The organism is Syntrophorhabdus sp., from assembly GCA_012719415.1.
In the GTDB taxonomy this organism is placed as follows: Bacteria; Desulfobacterota; Syntrophorhabdia; order Syntrophorhabdales; family Syntrophorhabdaceae; genus Delta-02.
Window position 1 is genome coordinate 1 of record JAAYAK010000090.1, and the last position, 5,656, is coordinate 5,656.

Annotated in this window: 4 protein-coding genes; all 4 read left to right on the top strand. The window is 61.4% G+C overall.

The window, feature by feature from the left end:
* On the top strand, nucleotides 1–575 hold a 575-nt coding region (locus GXX82_05545; GenBank protein NLT22491.1), incomplete at its 5' end, for a TetR/AcrR family transcriptional regulator.
* A 44-nt stretch (nucleotides 576–619) separates the two neighbouring features.
* Nucleotides 620–1,834: an efflux RND transporter periplasmic adaptor subunit gene (locus GXX82_05550; GenBank protein ID NLT22492.1), complete on the top strand. Its 1,215-nt coding sequence runs from the start codon at nucleotides 620–622 to the stop codon at nucleotides 1,832–1,834.
* A 10-nt stretch (nucleotides 1,835–1,844) separates the two neighbouring features.
* Nucleotides 1,845–5,027, top strand: a complete 3,183-nt coding sequence (locus tag GXX82_05555) for an efflux RND transporter permease subunit (protein ID NLT22493.1) — start codon at nucleotides 1,845–1,847, stop codon at nucleotides 5,025–5,027.
* A 1-nt stretch (nucleotide 5,028) separates the two neighbouring features.
* Nucleotides 5,029–5,656, top strand: a 628-nt coding sequence (locus tag GXX82_05560; GenBank protein ID NLT22494.1) for a TolC family protein, incomplete at its 3' end; no start/stop codon positions are given.

Consider the following 5,656-nt stretch of genomic DNA (forward strand, 5'->3'; position numbering starts at 1 on the left):
GTGTGAGTCCGCGGGCGAGTTCGTATGATACCATTATAGATGCCGCAGAGACTGTCGTTCTGGAGGCCGGGGCGTCCCATATGACGCTCGATGCCGTAGCGGCCAAGGCCGGTGTCAGCAAGGGCGGTCTCCTTCATCATTTTCCGAACAAGGTATCCCTCCTTGTGGCGATGGTCAAGCGCCAGATAGACATGCATCAGAAGATACTGAAGAAGATACTCGGCGAGATCCCCGAGGGTCCATCCAGGGAACTCAAGGGATTTATCCTGTCCATCCTGTACCGGGAGCGGGACCGAGACAACCTGGGGGCATCGCTTTCTGCGGCCGTGGCCCACGATCCCCGTCTCAACGAGCCCGTGCGCAAGGTTGTCTCCGAGACCTACGCGCGATTGGCGCTGGGAGGCATGCCGTTCGAGAAGGCGGCCATCATTGCCCTTGCCGCCGACGGTCTCTGGCTGCAGGAGATGCTGTCCATATCACCTTTCACCGAGGAGCAACGGAAGAAGATCGTCGATGAGTTGCTAAAACTGGCCGACGAACAGGTCCCGGACGGAAAGCGGGGCCGGAAACCATGACAGGAAAAGAGATGACGGGATTCTCACTTTCAAAGGAGTGCTCAATGCGCGGTATTAGCAGGAGATGGCTCATAGTCGTCGTTGCCATTCTCGTGGTCATGACCATGACGGCGGCGGGATGTGGCAACAAGAAGGGGGATGGACCGGGTGCTCCGGAGGTCGCGGTGGTCACCCTCGCGCCTGAAAAGGTGCCCATCGTCACTGAATTGCCGGGAAGGATCTCGGCCTTCCTCATCGCCGAGGTGCGTCCCCAGGTGACGGGCATCATTAAGAAACGCCTCTTCACGGAGGGCGGCGATGTCAAGGCGGGACAGGCCCTCTACGAGATCGATCCCGCGCCCTACCAGGCAGCCTTCGACAACGCGAGCGCCTCGCTCGCCCGGGCCGAGGCCAACCTGCCGCCCATCCGCGCGAAGGCACAGAGATACAAGGAACTCGTCGCCATCAAGGCGGTGAGCCAGCAGGAATTCGACGACGTCACCGGCGCCCACCTCCAGGCCGAGGCGGACGTGAAGTACTGGAAGGCGGCCGTCGAGACGGCACGGATCAACCTCGGCTATACCCGTGTCGCCGCCCCCATCTCGGGACGGATCGGAAAGTCCAGCGTCACCGTCGGCGCCCTTGCCACGGCCAACCAGCCGGCAGCGTTCACGACCATCCAGCAGCTCGATCCCGTGTACGTGGACGCGACACAGTCGAGCGCGAACCTCCTCGGGCTGCAGCGCGCTGTGGCCTCCGGCAAGGTGAGTTCCAAAGGTCCCGGTCAGACAAAGGTCAAACTTGTCCTCGAAGACGGCACGCCCTACCCCAACGAGGGGATCCTCAAGTTCTCTGACGTCACCGTCGACCCCAGCACGGGCTCCTTCATCCTGCGCATGGTCTTCCCGAATCCCAAGGGCACCCTCCTGCCCGGCATGTACGCGCGCGCCCTCGTCCAGGAGGGTGTGGCGGAGGAGGCCATTCTCGCGCCCCAGCAGGGTGTCTCCCGCGATCCCAAGGGGAATGCCTACGTTCTTCTCGTGGACGCCAAGAACACGGTCGAGATGCGTATGATCACCACCGAGCGCGCCATCGGCGACAGGTGGCTCGTTTCATCGGGACTCAAGAGCGGCGACCGCATGATCGTGGAGGGACTCCAGAAGGTCCGCCCCGGTGTCCCCGTAAAGGCGGTCCCCTTCAAGACCGCCGGCAAGGACGAGAAGGCGCCGCCGGCCACGGGCGACGAGAAATCGGCGCCGCCAGCTCCAAAGGCGAAATAGGGAGGATCTCATGTTATCAAGATTCTTCCTCGACCGCCCTGTCTTCGCCTGGGTCATAGCCATCGTGATCATGCTCGTCGGCGCCCTCGCGATCTACAATCTGCCCATATCCCAGTATCCGCCCATCGCCCCTCCCTCGATCTACATAGCGAGCAGCTACCCGGGGGCCTCGGCGGAGACCGTGGAGAACAGCGTCACCCAGATCATCGAGCAAAAGCTGACGGGCCTCGACAACATGCTCTACCTTTCCTCCACGAGTGATTCGGCGGGCGGTTCCCGCATTACCCTCACCTTCGCGCCGGGTACAGACGCCGACCTCGCCTGGTCAAAGGTGCAGAACAAGCTCCAGCTGGCCATGACGAGCCTGCCAGAGGCGGTTCAGCGCCAGGGTGTCACCGTCGGCAAAGCCACGAGGAACTGGCTCATGATCGTCAACCTCATATCGGAGGATGGCAGCATGGACGGTGATGACCTGAGGGACTACGCGCAATCGAACCTCGAAAAGGTCCTCGCGCGCATCCCCGGAGTCGGCGAAGTGGAGAACTTCGGGTCCCAGTACGCCATGCGCATCTGGCTCAATCCCGACCGCCTCACGGATTTCAGCCTTTCCATGACGGATGTGACCGCGGCGCTGAAAACGTATAACGTGGAGGTCTCGGCAGGTCAGTTCGGCGGGGCACCGGCGGTCAAGGGCCAGCGCCTCAACACATCCATTGTCGTTCAGAGCATGTTGAAGACGCCTGAGGAGTTCGGCTCCATCCCCATCCGCGTCAACCCCGACGGCTCCACGGTCCGGGTCAGGGACATAGGCCGCGTGGAACTGGGCACCGATGCGTACGACATAGAGGCGTTCTACAACGGCAGTCCGTCCGCGGGCATTGGGATACGCATGGCCTCGGGTGCCAACGCCCTCGATACGGCGGACGCGATAAAGGCGAAACTCACGGAGATGAGCCGGTTCTTTCCCCGGGGAATGAAGGTGGTCTATCCTTACGATACCACTCCTTTCGTGAAGGTGGCCATCGGTGAGGTCGTGGAGACCCTCCTCGAGGCGATCCTCCTCGTCTTCCTCGTCATGTGGCTCTTCATGGGCAGTATCCGGGCCACCATCATCCCGACCATCGCGGTGCCTGTCGTCATCCTCGGCACCTTCGCTGTGCTCGAATTCTTCGGGTTTTCCATCAACATGCTCACGATGTTCGCCATGGTCCTCTCCATCGGGCTCCTCGTCGATGACGCCATCGTTGTCGTCGAGAATGTGGAGCGCATCATGAGCGAGGAGGGACTACCCCCCAAGGAAGCCACCGCGAAGTCCATGACGCAGATAACGAGCGCCCTTATCGGGATCGGGCTCGTTCTTTCCGCGGTCTTCGGCCCCATGGCCTTCTTCGGAGGTTCCACGGGTGTCATCTACCGCCAGTTCTCGGTGACCATCATCGCGTCCATGCTTCTCTCTGTCGTCGTCGCCCTCATACTGACACCCGTCCTTTGCGCCACCTTCCTGAAACCCGTGCCGAAGGGCCATGAGCCGGCCGAGAACGCGTGGCGTATCCTGAGACCATTCTTTGCCTGGTTCGACCGGCGTTTCTTCAGATTGAGGGACAGGTACGTGGGGATAGTTGGGCGCTCCTTCTCGAGAAGAAAGCGTTATTTTGTCGCCTATTTCGTCATCGCCGGCATAGCGGGGCTTATCCTGTGGCACATGCCGACGTCCTATATCCCCGAGGAGGACCAGGGGATCATGCTGGCCCAGGTGATAATGCCCACGGGATCGACGCTGGAGCAGACAAAGGAGATCGTCACCAAGCTGGAACGTTACTTCCAGGACAAGGAGAAGGAGGCCGTTGAATCGACGATGACCATCTCGGGCATAGGCTTCTCCGGACGGTCCCAAACGAACGGCATGGTCTTTGTCAAGCTGAGGGACTGGAACGAGCGAGGCAGCGCGCACCTCAAGGTCAATGCCGTCGCCCAGCGCGCCACCAGGGAATTCTCGTCCGTGCGCGGCGCCCTTGTTTTTGCCTTTCCACCGCCTCCCGTAGTCGAGCTCGGCATGGCCAGCGGTTTCGACTTCATGCTCCTCGACAGGGGGGGTCTCGGCCACCAGAAGCTGATGGAAGCGCGTAACCAGCTTCTCGGGATAATGGCGAAGGACAAGCGCGTCGTGAAGGTGAGGCCCAACGGCATGGAGGATATCCCCGAATACCACGTCGATGTGGACTGGCAAAAGGCCGGGGCCCTCGGTGTGCCCATCAGCTCCATCCACAATACGATATCGACGGCGTTCGGCAGTTCCTACATCAACAACTTCATCCAGGGAGGCAGGGTAAAGCGCGTCTTCGTTCAGGCTGACGCTTCGTATCGCATGCTGCCGAAGGATATAGACAAGTTGTACGTACGCAACGACAAGGGGAAGATGGTCCCCTTCTCCGCATTCGCGACGGGCCGCTGGGCGTCGGGTTCCCCCATGCTCGAGCGCTACAATGGCTTCCCCTCCGTGAATATCTGGGGAGAACCAGCCCCGGGGGTGAGCTCAGGCGAGGCGATGCAGGCAATGGAGGAGGCCGTTGCAAAGCTCCCCAACGGGATCGGATACGAGTGGACGGGGCTTTCCTACCAGGAAAGGATGTCGAGTTCCCAGGCTCCCCTGCTCTACGCCTTTTCCGTCGTCGTCATCTTCCTGTGCGTCGCCGCCCTCTACGAAAGCTGGCCCATACCCATCGCCAACATGCTCATGCTACCGCTCGGCATCTTCGGTGCCACCCTCTTCACGTGGTCGCGCGGCCTGCACAATGATGTCTACTTCCAGATCGGGTTCCTCACGACCCTCGGCCTCACGACGAAGAACGCCATCCTCATCATCCAGTTCGCGCGTGAGAGGCTGGCACACGGTGAGGGTCTCATCGAGGCCACACTGGGAGCGGTGAGAACGAGGCTGAGGCCCGTTATCATGACGTCTCTCGCCTTCTTCTTCGGCGTCCTGCCCCTGGCGCTTTCGACGGGAGCGGGGGCCGGTGCCATGAAGGCGATCGGAACGGCCGTCGCGGGAGGAATGCTGTCGGCGACGTTCATCGACCTTTTCTACATACCCCTTCTCTTCGTCGTCGTGTCCCAGTTCTTCAAGAAGGACAAGAAGGCGGCTTTACCGGGCGATAATGACCCTCAACCCATCTCCCCTTCGGAGGGACAGTGACATGATACGCAAAACGATCCTTCTGGCTGTCCTGACGGCGATCCTCACGGCATGCACAATGGCCCCGACGTACAAGCGCCCCGAGGCGCCGGTGCCTGCCTCGTGGCCCACAGGGCCGGCTTACAAGGAAACCGCCGCCGACAAGGCCGGCGTCCCCGCCGCCGATATCGACTGGCGCGAATTCTACACCGACGAGAAGCTCCAAAAGGTCATCGAAGTCGCCCTTGACAGGAACAGGGACCTGAGGATAGCGGCACTGAACATTGAGAAGGTGCGCGCCGCGTACCAGGTCCAGAGCGCCGTGCTCTTCCCCCTGCCCAACGCGGCGGGAAGCCTCAACGAGTACCGGACCCCCGCCGACATCTCCGACAAGGGCGAGGCGGCGAACGTCCGGATATACAATGCCAACGTGGGGATCAGCTCCTGGGAGATAGACTTCTTCGGACGCATCCGCAGTCTCAGGGACAGCGCGCTGGAACAGTACTTCGCCACGGAACACGCGCGAAGGAGCGTCCAGATCGCCCTTGTTGCCGAGGTAGCAAACGCCTATCTGACCCTTGCCGCCGACAGGGAGAACCTCAAGCTTGCCCGCTCGACGCTCGAGGCCCAGGAGGCGACGTACACCATGA

What these genes read in the sequence shown, in the direction of transcription:
- GXX82_05550 (NLT22492.1), top strand. Translation starts at nt 620, where the DNA reads ATGCGCGGTATTAGCAGGAGATGGCTCATAGTCGTCGTTGCCATTCTC.
- GXX82_05555 (NLT22493.1), top strand. Translation starts at nt 1,845, where the DNA reads ATGTTATCAAGATTCTTCCTCGACCGCCCTGTCTTCGCCTGGGTCATA.